Genomic DNA, 18,098 nt, shown 5'->3' with positions numbered 1-18,098 from the left:
TTCCTTTCAAATCATCCGATGCGCGCGCCGCCGATCTCGACCGATGGCTCTCGTGGTATAATGACCGCAGGCCTCATTCGGCCCTAAACCGACGACCGCCCACTCAGGCTCTCCTCGGAACAACCTGATCAGAAGTGACAGTTAGCCCTCTCCCCGCCTTGGGCCGCTATCAGCGCGAGTGCCCAGGCGAGCTGCAGCATCTCAAACAAACTGAATTCGTATTGACCGACGATCAATGGGCGAAGATGGCACCGCTGTGTCTGGGTAAGGCCAGTGACCCTGGACGCAGCGGTAAGGACAAGCGCCTCTTTATCGAGGCGGTATTGTGGATTGTGTGGACCGGAAGCCCCTGGCGTGATCTGCCGGAAACCTTTGGCAATTGGAGCACGGTCTACACGCGCTTTCGTGATTGGGTGAAAGCCGATGTGTGGAAGCGCCTCTTCGACGCAGTCTCGGATACACCCGATATGGAATACGCCATGGTCGATGCGACTATCGTGAAAGTCCACCGTCATGGGCAGGGAGCAAAAGGGGGACTTCGAGCCAGGCCATCGGCGAGTCCAGAGGGGGCATGACTACGAAAATCCTGTCGCTCACCGATGCGCTCGGCAATCTCATGCGGTTCCGGCTCATGCCGGGACAGCGCTTCGATGCATTGGACGTGCCACCGTTGATCGAAGGTCACTCCTTCGAGGCGCTGATCGCATAGAAGGCCTTCGACAGCAACGCTATCATCGCAGATCTTGATGCACGCGGCGCGAAGGTCGTTATCTCGCAGCATCCGCGTCGATGCCAACCACGCACCATCGATGAAGAGATATACAGGTGGCGACACCTGATCGAAAACTACTTCTGCAAGCTGAAAGAGTTTAAGCGCATTGCCATGCGCGCCGACAAAACGGACGAGAGTTTCTCGGCTATGATCTGCCTCGCTGGAGCCGTCATAAATTCACGCTGAATCCCAACAGGCCCTAGGAGGAAGCTTGCACGGCTCAGCGCTTTCTCAAGCAACCCGACATATGGCCGACAGAATGTCGGCAATTTCTGCGCACATTGCAGGGTTGACCGCGGACCCTGTCGGCAGAACGATGACACGACCAGCTACGGCGTCCGTGCTAGGAAGGGCAAGCCCAGCGTGGGGGAATAAGTCGCGATAGGGTTGCATCTTATGGCACCCCGGCCAAAAATACTTTCTCGCAAGGACATTCTCCGCCTTCAGCGCAGAAACAATATCATCTCGGCTTACGGGGCAGTTGTCGTCTACCTCGACTACGACATACTGGAAGTTATTGTATTGATTCTCATCGATCAGCTTGATCCGCAGCCCCTCTATGCGGTCCATTCCCTTCTTATAGGCGATGTAATTGGCGCGATTGATCTCCACTACGTTTTCTATGTCCTCGAAATTGGCCAAGCCCATCGCAGCGCAAAGCTCGGTCATCTTTCCATTAGTACCTGGAAACACGACGTTGTCCAGTCCGGCAAAGCCGAAGTTGCGCATCAGCCGTATCCTATCCGCCAGTTCGTCGCTTTCGGTCGTGACCGCGCCCCCTTCCGCTGAATTGAAGAATTTGGTAGCATGGAAGCTGAAGACCTCGGCTGCTCCAAAGCGCCCAACGAGGCGCCCGTCGTAGCTGCTGCCAAGCGCGTGAGCAGCATCGAACATCAGCTTTAGCCCGTACGAGCTGGCGATATCCTCGAGCGCGCGTACCGGCGCCGGTCGCCCCCAGAGATGGACCCCGATGATTCCTGAGGTCTTCGGCGTTATCATACGCTCGACAGCGGCCGGATCGAGATTGTGAGTGTCGGGATCGATATCAGCAAATACCGGCGTGATTCCCTGCCAGTAAAGCGCATGCACCGTTGCGATAAAGGTATAGGAGGGGACAATTACTTCGCCCTTGAGCTCGAGTGCACGAATGGCAATCTCGAGCGCGATCGTACCGTTGCTCATGACAACGCAATGTTTCACGCCAAGATAATCTGCTATGCGCCGCTCGAGCTCTTCAACCAAGGGACCATTGTTGGTGAGCCATCTCCGATCCAGCGCGCCTCTGATAAGTTCCAAAAATCTTTCAGTGCTCGCAATGTTTGGACGCCCGACGTGCAGCGCCTCAGCGAAGGCGGGCTGAGCCCCGTTGATGGCAAGGTCGGCCCTGGAGCGCACTAACTTCGTGGGTTTCTTCGTGGCCGGGGGCAGTTGGTGGCGGATTATGTTCATCGAGCCTCCAGAGAGTCGGGTCAGCGGTCAACACTCTTCAAGCGCTAATCAATCGGCGGCCTTGCGCGCCGTGGCGAATGGCAGGGAGCCGCGAGCATTGGCCGTGGGGGCGAGGCTCTGGGCGCATATTACTTGCATGACAAGGCGGCGCAGGCTGCGCGGCACCGGTACGGCGTTGGCGTACTACCCGAAGTCCTTCATATCAGCCGCGCACGATCGACATGTAAGCGGACATGCGCAGCTGAGCCGCGCCAGCGCCGAATGCAAGCCCATGCCGTTTCCACCTCCAGGGCGCGTCCTTTCCACATGCTGTGATCAGCGTCGATTGCCTGACTGCCCACCTATATTCGTGCCGAGGGTCACATTTCGAGGCCCCTCTGCCACCTTCATGCTCCGTGGCCTGTCTCGGTTTGGGACATGAAGTCGCGCCAATTTTGCTGGAAGCGCGCAGAAAATTGCGAGTAACGGAAATGCGCGCGCCAGCGCGCATGGCCGCGCTGCCCCATTTCCTGGGCTCGCGCTGGATTGCTAAGCAGCTCGATGAGCCGCTCCGTGAGATCATCTCGACGCCCCAGATTTACATTATAGCCTGTTTCGCCGTCTAAATTAACCTCTTGCCCGCCGTCATGCCGCGAGGCGATGCAAGGCAGCCCGAAACGCATGGCCTCGATATAGGCGACGCCAAAACCCTCCTGGCGGCTCGGCATTGCCAGGACGTGTGCACGCTCCAACAGCCCTGGGATGCGCGCGGCCTCAACAAAACCGAGAACATCGATCGCGTGAGCCGCGCCAGAGTCGCCCGCCATTCGCTTGATCGACGCCAACCCGCTGCCGCCGCCCGCGATGACCAACCTGGCGCCCGGCACCACGGAGATGACGCTCGCCCATCGGTCGATCAGTTCATCATGACCTTTCATTCCCTCCGACGCGTCGATCCGGGCGAGAATGAGAGCGACCGGCGGCCCCGAGAAAGACGCTGCTCGTTCTGGCGGATCGTCCTCCTCGGTCGCAAGCCAGCAGACCTTTGCCTGCGGCAGGGGGCCGTGCATCTCCTCATGCCGCCGAAGCGTATAGCTCGTGTTGCAAAAGACAAGCCCGAGGCGGTTCAACGACTGCCTGTAAGCGGGCGACAGGCCGTGCCATACCTCCACGCCGTGAATCCAGGCTGCAGCGCTCTGGCTTGATGGCCCCCACCATGGGTGGGCGCGCGACACGCCCAGTGCATCATAAAGAGCTGCGCCGCTGCGCCATGTCATGCCATGGGCCAAGGCGGCGAACAGAGCCTTGTTGCCGGCGCAGCTTCGCACCCTTTTTCCCGCGACGGACATTCGGCCGCGGTCGAGGAGTGAGACAATCCTTGGCTCGGCGCCCGCGTCGGAAAGCGCGCGAATGGATAGTCGCGCGACCCTCGCAATCCCGCCCCCCGAGTCGGCGACAGTGCCTGTTCCAATAAAGCAGGTTTTTGTCACGGAACCTCCGGCTGAGCAGCTGCGTGAATCGCAAGGCCCGTTCGTGAGCCCGATCGGTCAAGGAAGTGGCGAAGCCAATGCTCGACAAATATTACGGCGAGGATCAAATAAGTGCCGTCGCGTTGCCCCGAAAGAGTCTCGTCGATAAGCAGACGCACTGCGGCAGGTGCAAAAACGCCCCGCTCGCGGAATGATCTGGACGCGACCGTGTCTTCAATGAATGTTCTGAGCGGCGGCCGCCTGATCCAGTTGCGCAGGGGCGCGCCGAAACCCGTCTTCTTCCGGGTGAGCACTGCTGGGGGCAAGCGATCCGCCATTGCGCGCTTGAAGATCCATTTATCAGCCAGCCCCCGCTGCTTAACCGAAGACGGTGTTCCTGCCGCAAGCGCGACAAGATCAGCGTCGAGAAAGGGCACACGCACCTCTACGCCATGCGCCATCGCCGCCTTGTCGTTGTAATTTAGATTATGGTCCGGCAAAAATCCATGCAGCTCCAGATCCAGCATCCGATCGAGTAACGCGCGTCCCTTCGTCTCGGATAAAGACTGAGCCAACCAGCCCGGCCCGGCGTGCGATGCGGCGCGAGCGAAATCCGGCGCGAGACACATGGCTGCGCCCGCCACGGGATTGAACTCGAACGCGCGCAGCAGGAACTCGTCCTCAGTGCCAGCCATCATGTAGCTCAGCCGAGACAGCCTTCGGCCGAGCGCTCCCCTTCCCTCCTGCCGTGCGGCGGCCGGCAGGTAACTCAGCAGGCCAGCAAGGGGCCCAAGACGCTGTCGCAGGACAGCCGCGCGATGGCGCCTGTAGCCGGTAAAAATATCATCGCCGCCAGTGCCGCCCAGCAAGACTTTAATGCCGTCGGCACGCGCCGTTTGCGCGATGGAAGCAACATAGAGCGCGGCAGGATCGAAGGTGGGTTCATCGAGCATAACGGAGAGGTTTGAGATCTCGTGAGGGGTCGGCTCGCACACCGGAACCATCGTCAGCGGGACGCCGAGCTGTTCGGCCATCTGGCGCGCATAGGCTGCGTCATCTCCGAATCCTTCGCTCGCCATTGACGCGCCCTCGAGGACGATGCAGTAGGTTCGACTAGGCGCGATGCCGCTCGCCACCATCGAGGCGACAATGGCGCTTGAGTCCACACCCCCCGAGAGAAAGGCGCCAAGAGGCACGTCGCTGACGCATTGCCGGGCGACAGCGAGATCGAAGGCCTCGGCTACCGATGAGGCCAGGTCTTTCGTGCTGCAATCGCCGTCGCTGCGCGCTGCGGGAGCGCCGTCCCACCATCGCAGGATCTCAGTAACGCCGCCTTGTGGCCTGCACCGGATAATATGCCCGGGCAGCAGCTTATGGACCGCCTTGAATGGGGTCGCTCGTCCTGCGCTCCATAAGTTAGCCAGGTAACCAAGGACTGCTTGCTCATCGAGTTGCGGATTGACTAGATGCGGCGCGAGCGCTTTCAGTTCGGACGCAAACACCAGCGTGTCTCCACGCGATTGACTGTAATACAGGGGTTTCACGCCAAACGCGTCACGCGCAATGATTAACTCTTGCTCATAAGCGTCCCATATCGCGAAGGCGAAGATGCCGTTAAGCCTCTTCAGAAAGGATATGCCATAGAGATCGTAGAGCGGGGCCAGGACCGCGGTATCCGAATTCGGGTTGAACGCATAGCCGTGAACTGTCAACTCTTTTGCGAGTTCGCGGAAATTGTAGATCTCCCCGTTGAAAACGACCTGGTAACGGCCAGAGCAGCTCGACATCGGCTGAGCTGCGGCGCTAGTCGGGTCAATGATTGCCAATCTTCTGTGCGCAAGGCCCACGCCTGCGGCCGGATCAAAGAAATAACCTTCGCCATCAGGTCCACGATGCGAGATGCGGGCAGCCATTCCGCGAAGCGCATCCATTGACATTGACCCGGCAAAACCCGCAATCCCACACATGCTAGCCGCCCCCTCTCTAGTTCTTTACTTGATCCGGCCGGGCAGTCAGGCGTTCAGGGCCGGTGCCGAGGCTGTTCTGTGTTTAGCCGCCTTTATCATTAATTTATCGATTTGGACGAGACAGAAGTGTCCCGCGAGCACGATAAACAATGGCCCAAAAATATCGGTGATTAAGAACCCGTCGACACGAAAGCCCATGCGTATACATAACATTACGACAACGAACAGGATCCAGCGCCCGTTGATCAATACCCAGAGGGCATATCGCGACATCAGAGCATAAATGAAGCCCAACGGTAGCATCAGGATGGGGAGTCCCCACCAGCCGAAGTTCCAATAGGCGTCAGCGAACAAGCCAGGAGCCGAACCAGAGCTACGGGATCCCCCCGCAAGTTCATTGAAATCCATGCCGATGTCTGTAATGGCGGGCTTTTCTTCCCATAGAAACCGAGGAATCGGAAGCACCCAAAGGTTTTCGAGCGTGTGGCTCTTGATACCGGAATTATAAAGGTGCATGGCGAACGCCGCCGCGTTTGTGTATGATATACGCGTAAACACACCTTGTTTCTGTTCCCCGTCCATAGGCCCGATGCTATTTTCATCTCCGAAATAGCTCTGAGTGATGTCGAAGCGATCGCTAAGCGTTCCGCCGTAGACGGTTCCAAAACGCCTGCCCGACTCATTCCGGGCGTAATCGCTGATTGGCACCAGGAGAGCCATAAGCAAAAACATACTGGCTGAACTGATCAGAATTCGAAAGCGATTAACGCCCTGGCTAAGGTAGCCGAGCATGAACATCATCGCCGAAATTATGACCGCTCCCTTGCTGTAGGTTAGAATGCTTACTCCCATGTCCATGAGAAGAAGAAATAGCACCAACGGAAGCATTTTCCGCTTGGCAAGCAAGGTGTAACGCGTCAGCAGGTAGATGGAGACGGGCACAAGAGAACTCAGATTGAGAACAACGCCCGGCAGCGCTTCGCCGCCTCCTTGGCCAATGGTATAGGGAATGACGAGCAACAGCTTTACCGCAAAACCGATTATAGCAAACGAAATGCCAACCCAGAAAAGACTCCGGATATTTTGCGGTGAATCTCTTCTAGGCGGTTTGAATAAGACGAGAGCAACATTTGCCCCCAATAAAGTTATCAATGCCGAAGCCGCAACAAGTAGATTAGTGTCCAATATCTGCTGATCCGTAACCGGAAAAAATAAATTAATGTACTCGCGAGTGGCCAAGCTTCCATATAAAGGCACGAGCGAGCCAATCCCGAAGTAAACGATTGTGGAAATGCGAAACCAGAACAAAGGCACCCAGAGATTGTTGGTATCGCGCATCGCGGAAAGGGTTGCTGAGAGACCGAGGGTGCCAACGAGCGCAACGGGCCCAACTGTATTGGTGAACATAAGAATGTCCACGTCTGTGGCTTGACCAAGCACAAGATAAAAAACGACAAGCGTCAACAATGCGACCAACTCCCAAGGCGGCGCGATAGGGACGTCTGAGGCTTGCGCTCGTGTCATTTTTTGACCGCACTTACGTTGGCACCGGATAGAGTCGCGCCGGCTGTGTCGCAATCTTTCCGGCAAAGCACCAAGACAACGACTGGGTCCCACGGTATCGTCTGATTATACGTTGCATTCAAAAAAGCCGAAATGAGGTCCCGTGCGGCATATTGCGCCCATCGCCGCAGCCGCTTGAAAAGACCGCCTCCATGCAAACGATATGCAGGCGCATAGCGCACGATCCGCCACGGTGTGTCCTGAATAAGTTGCTCGAAGACGCCCTGTGAGAGCTGCGAGACATGGGTTGCGTCACCATTTTGGGGCGCAAGGCCGAAGGGACTTTGGGCGTTTGGGAACCGTAGCAAGAGATGGCACCTTTCGGCAGCCAAAGCGGCGCAGGCGTGTAGGTAATGCCTGATTTCTCCCAAAGTAAGATGCTCAAAGACGTCGAGAGCGACGATTGTATCGAAGGGAGCGATAGTGGTCTTGATGTTTTCGAGAGTGGGCGGAAGCGTCTCGATTCCAGCGCGGGCCGCCGCCTCGACAAGCGAGGGAATGATTTCCACTCCTGCGACTTCCGCTCCCTTGTCACGGGCCCAGGCTAGGAAACTGCCAGAACCGTAGCCAACTTCAAGAAGCCGCCCGCCAGCAACCACGATGCCTCGAGTCTCACCGGCGAAGTATGCGTCATCCTCCGCCGAATAAGTGAACGGCTTGTCCCATGCCTTCCAGACTTCATAACCTGAATAGCGCGGGTGCACGGTACGTTCGTTCAGTTGCATGGCGTCCTTGTGCTTCACAAACGGAGATTGGAAAGGCTATAGCCAGCGCAAGCTCATGAGTGTCCGGCCTTGATCATCACGTTCAGCATCTCCTTCGCCCGGTCAAGGCTTGAGTAAGCGGAAACGAGACATCGCTCGCGTCCCGCGGCGCCGAGCGCCGAGCGAGTTTTGGGGTCGGCGATCAGTGCGGCCGTCTTGTTCAGAAGATCCTTGTCGTCGGTGAAGCCGAGATACTCCAAGCCGTCTTTGAAGTGCTGATCATGCTCATCCGTTTTCTCACCCACCATCGGCCGTGCGCATGCGGTGATCTCCATGGTGCGCTGCGTGATGCGATCGCGATTCAGCTTGCGTAAGAAACAGAGCGCTATCTTCCCGTGATGGAGCGCGCGCGTGTATTCTTCATTGAACGCTAGATCGCGCAGTGTAACACTTGGGTGTAGCTTCGATCCCGACCAGCCGGCGACAACCCCGCCGTAAACAACCACACTATGTCCCGCCTCTGCGAGACGATTAATGCTGGTGCAGCGCTCTGCTTCATATGCCCCCACGAACACGCAATCGAACCGTTCAAATTCGGGGCCGACCTCCTGCCGTGAAAGTGGTCTGTGAAGCTTGGGGTCATACGACTTTCCTATAGCGTAAGGAAGCCGTACTTTGGCTCCTGCGAGCTCCGCGATGTTGAACGTCTTAGTGGTAAAAAACACGTCCCAGTCGGGAAAGCTCGACCGGAGTTGCCAACTGAGATTGTGGGCGCCCATGATATCGTCCGGCGAGTAGAATACGAGGCTTCCCGCGCCGCTTCGGCGAAGTTCGTTCAAAGTTCGTCGCGTCAGGACGCGGCAGGAGTCCACAAACACAATGTCGGGTCTTTCAGCCGCCACCGCCTCGACAAGGCTGCGGTTTTCGCCAAGGCTGTCGATAGGCCAGCGCATTCTCCAGCGCACCCGGTGGTACAGTCCGTTTTTTTTCGTCGGGCGCGCGCACGTATCGCATCCGACCGCTTCGACGCCAGGCAGCGCTGCGAACGCCTCCAGACGTTGCGCCGTAGTAGAGCCTGGATAGAGAGGGCCAAAATAGAGAAGCTTCATGGAAAAAAGTTGCTCCAGTAAGATGAATGCGACAAGGCGTCGCTGGGCGATTTTACGCCATAAACTCCAGAAGGCGGCCAGCGGAAGCTTCAACTGTATAAGCGGACGCCGATTGAGCGGCGGGTTCGAATTGCCTTCCTGCGTCGGGTCGAGCGGACAGCTCAGTCATGCGGGCAATCGCGGCCGCGTTGTTCCCGTGCGGAACGAGAAAGCGCGCAAGCCGATCGGTGAGAAAAACCCGACCCGAGCCGACCGTATCGCTGGTGATGAGGCTCAGGCCAGCTATGAGCGCGTCCTGCGGCGAGACCTCCCAAGGTCCGACGGCGGCCAAATGTAGGAAGGTGTCGGCGGCAAAGAAATAGTCCTGGAGCTGACGGAAGGGGATGAATCCGAGAAAATGGATGTGCGTAAGCTGCTGGCCCGCGCAGCGCGCCTTCAAAGGCTCCAACAGAGGACCAGCGCCAAGGGCGATCAGATGTGTATTCGGGTTGCCGCCTGTGACCGCGGCGAAGCAATCGACGAGGTCCGACGGGCGTTCCCGGTCCACGAATTTAGTCGCAGACAAGAAAACATGGTCCTCGAGCGGTATGCCAAGTTGGCGCCGGATCGCGCGCCGCCGCGCCTCCCGCGTCGCGCGGTCTTTACGAAACTTGCGCTCATTCGTTGTATACGGAAACAGCACGGATTTGCGGCTCTCCGCCCAACCGTAGTAATTGGCCGTCAATGGGCTGACCGGCGCCATCACACCATAGCCGAAGCGGACGACCTGCTGCTCGAACGATAGCGCAAGGCCCGAGCGGGCAGTGGCTGAGATCGTATTCTTGTCGCTGCGAAGGGCGACTTCTATCCCCCGCTTGCGCAGCATGAGCGAAAGCCACAGTCGTTGTCCCTGGGGGATGTCGGAGAGGATCACCAGTCGCGGACGCAGCGCGATCAGGGCGGCGCGCACCGCCTCGAGGCCTTCACGGCGGCTATCCATCCAGCGACAGGGATAGACAGGGGCCTCCTCCTCGTTAAGATCCGGAACGACGCCCAGCTCGGGGTCGGGCATCATCCGCGATAGGCCGTAGTCGTTCCAATAGATGACCTCGCAGCAACCGGGGTCGAGCGTATGCAAGCGCGCATAGACCTGTTCGTCTAGCTGCGACACCTGGCGCTGCAGGACAACCAGAGAAGACATCAGGACTGCTCCTTGTGAGGCGCTGCGGCGGGGAAGACGTCTGTCTCGCTAATACGCGCCTGAGCCACACCACCGAGAACCTTGTTGAGGAGCTCGCGATTTTGCCCTACGGCGTCGCCCTCGCGCACAAAATTCTCGGCGAGTCGCCGCGCGCCGAGGCGCAGCTTTGCGCGCGCGTCACTGGCAAAGCTCGCGAATTCGTCGATCGCGCGCGCGAATGCGCCGGGGTCATCAAGCGGCAGATCCCAGCCCGCCGCATGGCGCTCAAGATCACGCCAGGGGGTCATATCCGAAATCAACGCTGGTACGCCGCAGGAGAGAGCCTCGAAGATAGTATGGCTGAAATTTTCGCCCTTGGTCGGCAAAAACAAAAGATCCGTATTGGCCATAACCCGCGGAACCGTGGCGTTAGCGATCTCGCCCTCATAGCTCACCACGACATTGCGCGGCAGTCCGGCAATGATCTGCTGGCAACGCTCCCAATAGGCCGGGTTTTCGCATGGGCCAAAAATGCGCAGCGCAACCCTGGCGCTCGTCTGCGCCAGAAGCGCGAGCCCATAGTCAAGATTCTTTACGGGCGATATCCGCCCCAGAAACGTCAACCGGCAAACCGGCTCCGTCGCCAGCGCATGCGGGCAAGGCTCAATCAGGCCTCGGATATCCGGCGCGACTAAATAGCCGCGCGCCCCCGGGAGGCCGCGCGCAATGTCCGCCGCCTCGCTTTCGGTCGAACCATGGAGCCAGATGTCGTGCAGCAAGCCGGTCCTGCGCGCCATCGCGCGCCATGCGGCCTTGCGGCCCGATTTGAGGCTCATCGCGCCGGAGGCGAACTCGCCCCGCGGCGACAGTATCGTCGGCCTGAGCGGCACGCGCCCAAGACGGCGCAGCAGCAGCGTCGGGATTGTGAATTCCCGGTCGAAAAAGCCGTTGAGCATCAGCATATCATGTGGTGTCGTCCGCAGAATCTCGCCCAGGTCGCGCGCGCCCTGAGGGCCGACCGATGCGTATCGGACCTTCACCCCGTCGCGCTCGGTCCAGACGCCGCTCGACCGCACCGCGTTTCGGACTCCGGAGCCCCGGTCCCTCGCCACCACGTGGAAAGAAAAATCATCAGACAGGGTTTCAGTCATCCCCCTGAAGCTCTGGTTCGGGCCGGTCGCGTCATTTCCCGGCCAAAATACGCCGAGCAGTGTAAGAACTATCGGTTTAGCCATGAGCTACCCCTCTTGCGCCCGAGCCGCTCTTCCAGCGCAAGGAACAAACGCGCGGGGTCGCGTGTTCGGCAGGCTCCAACACGAGCGAGATTGAATTCAAGCCGTCCGGCGTCGAACATGGATACCACTACCGCTCCCCTTACGTTTTCTAGAAGTGCCAGACCCAGCCTGGCGGCGCGGATCGCGCGGTCGAAAGGCATCCCGCCATAACCATGGGGTGACGCAGGCGCGGGCGGTAAAGTCGATGGGGCCCAGGGGAACGCATCTGCAACCCCACAACCAGCTGGTTCCCCCGAAAGCGCGCGCGACAGCGATATCCATGGCGGCGTGCCGAGATGGATCGAGGAGCTGTGCGCGGACCGGCTTGAGTGAGTCGGCGCTCGGCCTTGCCCCCCTGCCTCGAGCGCCAGCACGCGAAGGCCGCGACGCGCCAGCGTCACGGCCGCCGCCAGACCCACGGGACCGGCGCCGACGACATAAACGTCGTAGCGCCGCCCCGAGACCTGCGCCAGCTCGACCCATGCCGTCATTGCGGACCGGCCTCCACGTCGATCCCGTGCCGGGTCCTCAGGTGCGCCTTGAAAGCTTCAAGTCCACGTTGGCGGATGAACATACGAGCCTCGTCGATCTTGGCGTCGACGAGCATCCAGTTCCAGAAGCCCTGCAGGAAATGGAAGACAAAACCTTGCCGGCCATCGAGGAAACCGAGCCTGCCGAAATAGCGCAACAGAAAATAGAGGACGCAGCGCAAATAGAGCGGCGCGCGTGCAAACACCTTGTTGCGCAGGAAGCGCTTCAAGCCGGCCTGATGCGTCATCGACTGAGCCAAACGGCCGTCAACTGGAAACAGCGGTTGCTCGAGGCTGATGAAGTCGACCATCTGCCGAGTCGCGAAGCGATTGTGCTTCTCGGTCCACCAGGTGATGTCGTTGAGATTGTGATCGACGAAGTCCTTGTCGAAGTCGATGGCGTCGCCTGTGAGGAGAATGAGGTGCTCGTCCATCCAGCGCTGCTCCATGCGAGCGGCGCCGTTGCGCCAGAGTCTGAGCAGCGAGGTTGGATAATAGCCCCCCCATCTTATCCAGGCGTCGCGGAAAATGACCTTGCGCTTCAGCCGCACGCCGGTGACCCCCGCCGGCAGGTCCGGCAAGCGGGCGCGCATTTCCTCGATGAGCGGGGCCTCTAGATATTCGTCGGCGTCGAGCCGCATGACCCAGTCGCTAGAGATGGCGATTGTGTCCAGCGCCCATTGGAACTGGTCCGCCTGATTCCTGAACGCCCGCTGATGGACATCGGCGCCGAGGCCGCGCGCGATCTCCACCGTTCGGTCGGTCGAAAAGCTGTCCACGACGATCACGCGCTCGGCGAGCGGCAAAACATTACGCAGACAGCGTTCGATGTGGAGCGCCTCATTCAGCGTGAGGATGACGACCGTCAACGAAAGCCGCTGGGCGCCCATTGGCGCCGAACGACTCAGCGGCTGCGCGCCCGAATGGGAGGCGCCGACCCCAGTCACGGCCGCCTCCGGGGGAAGGCGAGTCGGCAGGGTCCCTTCCGCCGACTCGTTCATGACAGCGAGACCACCGCGCCGCTTCTCAGCGCTTCCTCGACGGCGAAAGTCGTCTCCGTCACTTTTGTTAGTTCGATCAGCGGAATCGGCGCCTCTCCGCCGTTCCGGACGGCGCTCATGAAGGCGGCGACGAGCGCGGCCTGTCCCTTGTCCTGAGCCGTCTTGGTCGTCGTCTGCTTGCCCTCCCGGGTGACGGTCAGCTGGCAGAAATCGATGAGTTGCACGACCCGGCCCGCAGCGAACGCCTCGATATATTCCTTCGCCAGCGCGGCGTCGCCCAGCGAGGAATAAACGATCGAGCCTGTCGACCCGTCAGCGAATTTGATCAGTATCGAGACCGCGTCGGCCATCCCCCCTGCGGCCACGGCCGACACTTCCGTGGGCAGGCTGCCGCACAGATATGTGAGCGCGTCGACGAAATGGCACACCTCGCCGACGATGCGGCCGCCGCCCTCTTCGCGCTGGATCCAGCTATCCATCGGTATGGCGCCGGCGTTGATCCGGTAGACCATGACGAGCGGGCTCGAGCGCGGTTCGAGCGCCTTCTTCGCCGCGACGAGGAGCGGCGCGAAGCGGCGGTTGAAGCCGACAGTCAACTGACCGGGCGAGGTCCTCGCGGCGTCCACCGCCGCCGCCAGTCCCGCGTCGTCCACGGCGAGCGGCTTCTCGCAGAACACATGCTTCCCGGCGTTCAGCGCGTCGGCGACGAGCGCCGCATGCGTATCGTGGCGGGTGGCGATGAACACCGTATCGATGTCAGGATCGGAGAGCGCGGCCGCCGGTTCGGTGGCGGCCGTGGCGAATTTAAACTTCTCGGCCGAATGGCCGGCGCTGATGCCGGTTGACGTGACTACGGTCGCGAGGCGCACGCCCTGGCACTTCGCAAGCGCCGGCAACAACACGCCCTTGGCGTAATTGCCGAGCCCGATGAAGGCGACGCTTGTCTCGCCAGACGACCTGGCGACGCGCTTCCCGGCCGCCGGAAAAAACTCGCGGACGATCTCGCCGGCGCGCTCCGGCGCATAGGTAAGGACCATCGCCAGATGCGGCTCGGAGCGCTCCATCACATTATAGGCCTGCTCGGCGTCGGCGATGGCGAAGCGGTGGGTGATAAGCGCTTTCGGCGTGACGCGGCCGGCGGCGACAAGATCGAGGAAGGCCTCCATGTTGCGCTGTTCGGTCCAGCGCACATGGGCCAGCGGATAGTCGTGACCGGCGATCTCGTATTCCGGGTCGTGTCGGCCCGGGCCGTAAGAGAGCGACAGCTTCAGTTCGAGCTCGCGCCGGTAAAAGGGCTCGCGATCGATCGTCATGCCGACAAGGCCCACCACGACGATACGTCCCTTGAGGCGGCTGGCCTCGGCAGCCTGATTGATTGGCTCGTTCGACTTCGAGGAGGCCGTGATGATGACGGCGTCGGCGCCATAGCCGCCCGTGAAGCCTGACACCGCCTCGGCGAGCCCGCTGCTGACCGCCGCGTCGGCGCCCAGTTTCAAGGCCAGGGCGACGCGTTCCGGATTGGGATCGAAGCCAATCACCTGGCAACCATTCGCCTTGAGGAGCTGGACCGTGAGCAGGCCGATGAGACCCAGCCCCATGACCAGCATGCGATCGCCGAGCGTCGGCTCCGCCAGCCGCACGCCCTGCAAGGCGATGGCGCCGAGCGTGACGAAACTCGCATCCTCTTCGTCGACGCCGAACGGGATCTTCACGGCGAGGTTCTTCGGCACCGAATTGAATTCTGCGTGGTTCGCAAGAGCCGCGCCAGCGCAGGCCACGCGATCGCCAACGGCGAAGCCGGTTACATTGCGCCCTACCTCGATTACGTCGCCGGCGATCGAATAGCCGAGCGGAATCGGCGTATCGAGCTTGGCGAACACCTTCTCGAGCGTCGGCTTCAACCCGTCGCGCTTGACGTTGCGGATCACGCGGCGGACGAGATCCGGGCGCGCCATGGCCTTGCCGGCCAGGGAGGAACGCGCCAGATCGATAAGCTGCTTCTCAGTGCCTGAGCTGATCAGGGAGGCGCGAGTCGCCACGAGAAGCGTGCCGGCGCTCAGCCGCGGCGCCGGCACGTCGGCCACCTTCAAGACGCCAGTGCGATAGCTCTGCACAACCTGCTTCATTGTCCATCCACCATGCGCGTCGAGGTCGCGATTATGCTAAGCGCGGTCGTCACGCCGGCCTCGCCCGGCGGCAACGGGACCACAAGCCGCCTGGTTGGCAGCTCGAGACCCATGTCCGGCCACCAAACGGCCGGTTCGACCACAATCGGTAACGATGCGCTCATGGCGACGTGCGCGCCATCCCGCTCGAGGCGCAGCGCGCGGCCGGCGCCAGAGACGCGCACCTCGGGGTGCAGGAGGAAGCCGACACGAGCCGCGCGGCTGGCCTTGCCCTCGATCCTGTCCGCAATGCGAAGCCCGCCGGCGTCCGCCGTCAGTTCGCGGACATGGCGCGGCCGCCCCGGCAGACGATCAAAGCCGTCGTGTGCGCCGTTCAAGCGGAAGCCGTCGTCGCTCGCCTCATAGGCAAGCACGCGGACGTTGGGCCTGCGGCCACAGCGGAAGGCGCCAAAGAAATCGGCCTGATCGGCGCCTTCGAAGAACAAAGTATTATGGCTCGCAGCCGTGCGCGCCCGCTGGCGCCGTTCGCCCGCTACATATTCGAACACGCCCTGATCGACGATCATGCGCCGCCCCGCCACGGACCATTCGAACGACAGCACATCGCCATGTCCATGGGCCGGGAGGTCATCCGGCGCGATCCGCCCGCAGTCGACAACGACATAGCTCGTCTCGCCGCGAAGGCCGAAGTAACCGGCGCCAGGGAGAGCGAAGACGCGCCGCGGCGCGACCTCGCGACCCCGCAGACAGGAATAGGCCGCGAGCGCAATATCGGGCGCATAGGCCATCGTCAGGCCGGCGTCGTTGAACAACGCCGGGCCGCCGTCTGGATGCGTCAGATCGGCCGTGACCTGCGCCATGCGGTCGAGCGCGGCGTCGAGCCGGCCCGACAGAGGATCGACGCCGAGCGCATGGCGGCATTCGAGAAGATCGCAGAAAACCTGCCCATGATAGGAGGCGGAGCGCTCATCGTGCATGCCGTCCGGCAAGATCTGCGTGTCGAGCTCGCGCGCTAGCAGCGCCACGCCGTCGCGGCGCCATCTATCCGCCTCGGGACCGGAGAAGAAGCGCCCGGCCCAGATCAGCGCCTTCAGATTCTTGACCAGGTGATTGCCGCCGAGGTCCGTCTCGAGATTGCGCGTCAGAAAGCGAATCTGCGCCGCGAGGCTGTTAATCATGTGCGCCGTCAACGTGGGGTTCAGGCGGCCCGCACGCGCGGCGATCTGCTGCATCCACACAACGACGCGCAAAGACAGCGCGTAGCTGTTCCAGCTGTCCCGCCATGCGTTCGGCTTCATTACCGCATTTGTCGCGAGCCAGCTTTCGACCAACGTTGCGAAGGCCACGTCGTCGACGCCTTCGAGATACTCCATGTAATGCAGATTCATGCGCCAGAGCTGGTCACTCTCGGGCAGTCCGCTGGCGTTCCAGTCGATGTCGCGCCCCATCGCTTCCGAGCGGCTCAGGAAGGTGAAAACATACCCGCCGTCACGGCGGTCGATCGCCGCTGCGCGGGGCGGCAGCAAGGGCGCAGGCGGATGAGCGGCGACTGAAGGCGCCGGTTCGCCTGCGGCCTTCGAGCCAGCCAGCCGGTCGCGCAATCGACGATGCAGGCTCAGTTCGGCGCGGCGCAGCAGCTTGGACAACGGCATGTGCCGCGCGAATTCTACGCCACGCGCGACGCGCGCTACCGGCCCGACCGCCGTCACGGCGCATTCGCCTTCTGTGCGCTCGCGTCGCCTGCCCGATCGGCGGCGTGGATAGCCGCAGCCAGCACATCGACGTAGCGGGCGGCGAGGCGTGCGCGGTCAAAATGGGCGCGCACATGCGCGGCGCCGCTGGCGCCGATCTCCTTCGCCAAAACAGGATCGTCCGCCATCCTCGTCACCGCCGCGGCAAGCTCATCCGCGCTCTCGGGCGTGATGGCGACGCCGGCGCCGGCCGCCTCCAGCAGCGCCTTCGCCTCGCCCTCGACGCCGAGTATGATCGGACGCTGCATGGCCATCGCCTCGAACATCTTGGAGGGAAGCACCTTCTTGAAGGTGTCGCTGCGCTTGAGGTGAATGATGCTGACGTCTGTCGCGGCCCACACGGTCGGCATGTCTGTCTTCGGCAGCTGGCCCATTATGCGAACATTGCCGAGACCGAGTTCGGCAGCGCGCGACGCGAGGCCTTCGCGCTCGGCGCCATCGCCGACCAGAAGGTAGACAATGCGCGAATCGTGCCCAGTCAGTCGCGCCGCGTCGAGAATCGTATTGAGTCCATGCGCCATGCCATGCGTACCGACATATGCGGCGACAAACTTGCCCTCCAGCCCCAGCGCGCGCTTGGCCGCTTCCGCCGCGGCGCTGGTTTCGACGTCGAACAGTGTTAGGTCGACGCCATTCTTGATGACCTCGATCTTGGCCGAAACGCCGCAACGCGCGCTGATGTGATCGACAAAGGAGTCCGTGACGGCGACGATGCGGTCGGCGCGGCGATAGGCGAGACGCTCCAGAGCTTCTAGCAGGCGAATGGCGGCCCCTTTGCGCATCGCGCCCACGGCGACAATGCTCTCGGGCCAGATGTCCCGGATCTCAAGCACCCAGGGCGCGCGCATCGCCTGCTGGGCGATGAGGCCCGTAAGACCGCAGAAGAGCTGCGGCGAGGTCGACACGACGACGTCGGGCTTCTTTTGCCCCGGGAGGGCCAGCATCGCGCTCGCCATGTAGGAGACGTAATTGAGAATGCGGGGCAGGAACCCTTCGTTGGCGGCGAGATAGGTCCACACCCGCACCACTTCGACGCCGTCGATGGTCTCGCGCTGAAACAGTCGGTTGCGATAGCCCGGGTAAAGCTTGCCAGCCGGATGATTGGGGGCGCAAGTGACGACTGTCACTTCGTGCCCGGCCTTCACCCATTCCCGGCAATGCTCAAAGGTGCGAGACGCCGGAGCGTTGACCTCAGGCGGAAAATAATGACTGAAAAACAGGATACGCATATCAGGCGCTCACGTG

General features: G+C 61.2%; 14 protein-coding genes and 1 pseudogene. 2 read left to right on the top strand and 13 right to left on the bottom strand.

Translation table 11 applies throughout. From position 1 onward, the window contains the following. Together ACR652_RS08480 and ACR652_RS08475 are read left to right on the top strand one after the other, a co-directional pair. Positions 1-128: integrase core domain-containing protein (locus ACR652_RS08480; protein WP_434506079.1), on the top strand; the 128-nt coding region annotated here is incomplete at its 5' end. A gap of 117 nt (positions 129-245) precedes the next feature. Continuing rightward, positions 246-958 (top strand): annotated as a pseudogene (locus ACR652_RS08475) (IS5 family transposase). A gap of 45 nt (positions 959-1,003) precedes the next feature. Here the strand turns inward: ACR652_RS08475 and ACR652_RS08470 are convergent. From ACR652_RS08470 to ACR652_RS08410, 13 genes are all read right to left on the bottom strand, one after another. After that, a complete protein-coding gene (locus tag ACR652_RS08470; RefSeq protein WP_434506077.1) occupies positions 1,004-2,221 on the bottom strand; it encodes a DegT/DnrJ/EryC1/StrS family aminotransferase in 1,218 nt (405 codons plus the stop codon). A gap of 386 nt (positions 2,222-2,607) precedes the next feature. Further along, positions 2,608-3,270, bottom strand: coding sequence for a glycosyltransferase family 4 protein (locus ACR652_RS08465; protein ID WP_434506078.1), 663 nt, complete (start codon positions 3,268-3,270; stop codon positions 2,608-2,610). Positions 3,271-3,686: 416 nt separating this feature from the next. Further along, positions 3,687-5,636 carry an asparagine synthase (glutamine-hydrolyzing) gene (asnB, locus tag ACR652_RS08460; RefSeq protein ID WP_434506076.1) on the bottom strand — a complete coding sequence of 650 codons (1,950 nt, stop codon included), beginning with the start codon at positions 5,634-5,636 and terminating at the stop codon, positions 3,687-3,689. Between the two features lie 45 nt (positions 5,637-5,681). Continuing rightward, positions 5,682-7,103, bottom strand: a complete 1,422-nt coding sequence (locus ACR652_RS08455) for a hypothetical protein (RefSeq protein ID WP_434506075.1) — start codon at positions 7,101-7,103, stop codon at positions 5,682-5,684. A gap of 53 nt (positions 7,104-7,156) precedes the next feature. Continuing rightward, a complete protein-coding gene (locus ACR652_RS08450) occupies positions 7,157-7,924 on the bottom strand; it encodes a class I SAM-dependent methyltransferase (protein ID WP_434506074.1) in 768 nt (255 codons plus the stop codon). 53 nt (positions 7,925-7,977) lie between these two features. Beyond that, positions 7,978-9,012 carry a glycosyltransferase family protein gene (locus tag ACR652_RS08445; RefSeq protein ID WP_434506073.1) on the bottom strand — a complete coding sequence of 345 codons (1,035 nt, stop codon included), beginning with the start codon at positions 9,010-9,012 and terminating at the stop codon, positions 7,978-7,980. Positions 9,013-9,064: 52 nt separating this feature from the next. Further along, the gene (locus ACR652_RS08440; protein WP_434506072.1) at positions 9,065-10,192 is read right to left on the bottom strand and encodes a glycosyltransferase; all 1,128 of its coding nucleotides are present in this window, start codon (positions 10,190-10,192) and stop codon (positions 9,065-9,067) included. Continuing rightward, the gene (locus ACR652_RS08435; protein WP_434506071.1) at positions 10,192-11,406 is read right to left on the bottom strand and encodes a glycosyltransferase family 4 protein; all 1,215 of its coding nucleotides are present in this window, start codon (positions 11,404-11,406) and stop codon (positions 10,192-10,194) included. Before ACR652_RS08435 ends, ACR652_RS08440 begins: the two co-directional genes overlap by 1 nt. After that, entirely contained in the window at positions 11,391-11,936 is a 546-nt protein-coding gene (locus ACR652_RS08430) for an FAD-dependent oxidoreductase (protein WP_434506070.1), read from the bottom strand. The genes ACR652_RS08435 and ACR652_RS08430 overlap by 16 nt, the downstream gene beginning before the upstream one ends. Next, positions 11,933-12,922, bottom strand: a complete 990-nt coding sequence (locus tag ACR652_RS08425) for a glycosyltransferase family 2 protein (RefSeq protein ID WP_434506069.1) — start codon at positions 12,920-12,922, stop codon at positions 11,933-11,935. Before ACR652_RS08425 ends, ACR652_RS08430 begins: the two co-directional genes overlap by 4 nt. Positions 12,923-12,972: 50 nt before the next feature. Continuing rightward, a complete protein-coding gene (locus tag ACR652_RS08420) occupies positions 12,973-15,102 on the bottom strand; it encodes a bi-domain-containing oxidoreductase (protein WP_434506068.1) in 2,130 nt (709 codons plus the stop codon). Beyond that, positions 15,099-16,811, bottom strand: coding sequence for a heparinase II/III family protein (locus ACR652_RS08415; RefSeq protein ID WP_434506067.1), 1,713 nt, complete (start codon positions 16,809-16,811; stop codon positions 15,099-15,101). Before ACR652_RS08415 ends, ACR652_RS08420 begins: the two co-directional genes overlap by 4 nt. After that, on the bottom strand, positions 16,808-18,082 hold the full coding sequence (locus tag ACR652_RS08410; RefSeq protein ID WP_434506066.1) for a glycosyltransferase family 4 protein: 1,275 nt from the start codon (positions 18,080-18,082) through the stop codon (positions 16,808-16,810). The genes ACR652_RS08415 and ACR652_RS08410 overlap by 4 nt, the downstream gene beginning before the upstream one ends. Positions 18,083-18,098 lie beyond the last annotated feature (16 nt).

Source organism: Methylocystis sp., assembly GCF_051061225.1.
Taxonomy (GTDB): domain Bacteria; phylum Pseudomonadota; class Alphaproteobacteria; order Rhizobiales; family Beijerinckiaceae; genus Methylocystis.
The sequence above is the reverse complement of the archived record's forward strand: the minus strand, read 5'-3'. Positions and strand labels throughout refer to the sequence as shown.